At 60.5% G+C, this 2,550-nt stretch carries 2 protein-coding genes and 1 pseudogene; all 3 read left to right on the forward strand.

Going from position 1 to position 2,550, the window contains the following annotated elements:
• Positions 1-519, forward strand: a 519-nt coding sequence (locus tag WM40_RS26325) for a TraI domain-containing protein (protein ID WP_046154530.1), incomplete at its 5' end; no start/stop codon positions are given.
• Positions 520-710: 191 nt separating this feature from the next.
• On the forward strand, positions 711-1,463 hold the full coding sequence (locus WM40_RS26335; RefSeq protein ID WP_046154532.1) for a conjugal transfer nickase/helicase domain-containing protein: 753 nt from the start codon (positions 711-713) through the stop codon (positions 1,461-1,463).
• 4 nt (positions 1,464-1,467) lie between these two features.
• A pseudogene (locus WM40_RS26340) lies at positions 1,468-2,550 on the forward strand (type IV secretion system DNA-binding domain-containing protein); the annotation flags it as partial.

Consider the following 2,550-nt stretch of genomic DNA (forward strand, 5'->3'; position numbering starts at 1 on the left):
ATGATCGCCACGATCATCAAGCGCGCCGATAGCTTCTCTGTTGCAGATAATCTCAAGTCGGGTTCGCGCATCCGCTTTGCCAGCGCGACGGCCGTCCCGCTGATCGAGCGCCTGATGCGCGGCATGCGCGATTTGCTGGCCCAGGGCGGCTTATCCTTGAATCGACCTGGCGCAGTGGGTTTTTGCGACGGTGAACACGTATGGTTCGTAGCTGGCACCTTGGCCGACTCGGTGCGTCAGTATCTGGATCAGACCGAACAAAGACTATCTGGCGCAGCGGGTCTGCCCTCGGACAATCTGCGCTTTTTTGATACATGGCAGGAATATGGCGCGCTCGTGCCCAACGAGGCCGGCACGTCGATATGGGAAGTGGCCATTCAGATCGGCACCTGGTCGCAAAAGCTTCGCGTGCTCAAGTTTGAGCTGACCTTACTGTATGGAAGCCTTGATCGCGCACCAACGGCCCTACCCAAGGGGACATTATGCCCGTTGCCGACAAGCGCAATGCTGGATCAGTAAGCAGTGGGACAGACAAACAAACCTTGGCTGTTTCAGATTCCGTATCTGCCCCCAACATCACATCCGCTGTTTCAGATTCAACAATTATTCAGGACGCTGCATCGGGTCGAGCGCCGCACGCGCTCGACCCGCGCGAACCATCCGCTTGCACCGATGGTACCGACTCTGGATCAGTGTTACCGGCTGCGCCAGTGAATGAGCGTCCTGCGCCAGAAACTGTGCCTTATCCGAATCATACTGCGCCAGAGACTGCACCAGATCCGATAACGGCTGCGCCAGCCCAGGAAGATGACTACCCCGACTTCGGGGACGTCGAGGAACCTGCCGCGACCGCGGCCTTGATCGCTGCACCAGTGGCCACTGCACCGGCATCCGTAAAAGCTGAACCAGCCGACTCGATCTATCTCGACGAAGCGGACATGAGCACGGCGGCCCAGCCCACCGCGCCTGCGCCCGAGACGGTCAGCGCACCCGTTCGGCCCAAGGAAAAAACGAAGGCCCCGCCAAAGGGCGCTGGGGGGCGCAAGGTGCGTCCGAATGCCGAGCGCCTGATGGGCTGGGTACAGGAAGGCGTGCGCACGGGCGAACTCCTCTTCAACGAATCCAAGGGATTCGTTCACTTCGTCGACGAGGGCATGCTGCTGATCTCTCCGAAGGTATTCAAGGAGTTTGCCCAGGTCCAAGCGGAGCACATCATCGTGCCCGAGTCCAAGACCGACAAACCCTTGTGGCGTGTGGTGCAGGACGATTTCCAAGCCTCAAGCTATCCACTGAAGGCGCCAAACGTGGGGCGCTTCGGTTCCTATCTGCACTATTTCACGGTCAGTGGCGCAGAGAGCGCGCAGTTGGCTGCCAATCTCGTGCCTGATGCAGGCCGATTCTTTGATCCGGTTCCCGCGTCGAACGCGCTGCTGAGCCGAACCGAAGCAACGACTAATAAATAGCGCCATGGCCTATCCCCTCGAAAACCTGTTTCGCCGACCCGCCGAGATCTACTCCTCGATCTCGGCGCTCGGCGCATGCGGCCTGCTTTGGACGCACCCGTCCTACTTCTTGGTCACGCCTGCTACAGGTGGGATTTTTACCGTGGGCATGGTGGGTTTGGCCGCCTGGCGCGGCAATCAGGCAAGATACGTCATGCGCTTTCAGCGCAATTTGCGACGCTTGCCGGTGTACGAGCTCAGTGCCTCGCAGGTGCCGAGCTCCGCCAAGGAAGTGTTCCTCGGCATGGGGTTTTATTGGGAGCCGCATCACACACAGCGTCTCTATATGGCGCGCCAGACCGAGAATATCCGTCTGCGCGCGCGAAACGGCTGGTATCAGCGCGCGCGGGATTTCGAGCGGCGCTTTCCGAGTAACGCTGTCTCGCGCTTCACCCGCTCCGATGCCTGGTACAACCCCGTCGCGCCGCTCGCGCCCGTTGGCGGCGACCCGGCACTGCACGGCATCGAGCCCAACGAATACCAGATATGGTCACCTGTGGCCGAGCGCGTTGGCCACATGCTAGTGCTTGGCACCACGCGCGTAGGCAAGACGCGCTTTTGCGAGGTGTTGGTCACGCAAGACATCCGCCGGGGCGACGTCGTCATCGTCTTCGACCCCAAGGGCGACGTCGATCTGCTGCTCAAGATGTACCAGGAAGCCAAGCGCTGCGGACGCGAAAATGCGTTCTACTTCTTCCACCTGGGCTACCCTGAGGTGTCCGCGCGTTACAGCCCTATCGGCAGCTTCGCGCGTATCACTGAGGTGGCCACGCGCATCGCCGGACAGTTGCCTTCAGAGGGTCAGTCCGCCGCATTCCGTGAGTTCGTCTGGCGCTTCGTGAACGTCATGGCACGGGCCATGACGACGCTGGGCATGAAGCCGACCTATGAAATGGTGTACCAGAACGCCACGAATATCGATGGCCTGGCCTTGCGCTATCTCGAATTCTGGCTCGATCGCGACCACCCAGACTGGGCCGACATGTTGCCTGAACCAGGCAAGGATGTCGTGGAGCGAGCGAAGAAGACGGGCCGCTCACTGCACACC

It is taken from the genome of Robbsia andropogonis, from assembly GCF_000970345.1.
GTDB lineage: Bacteria > Pseudomonadota > Gammaproteobacteria > Burkholderiales > Burkholderiaceae > Robbsia > Robbsia andropogonis.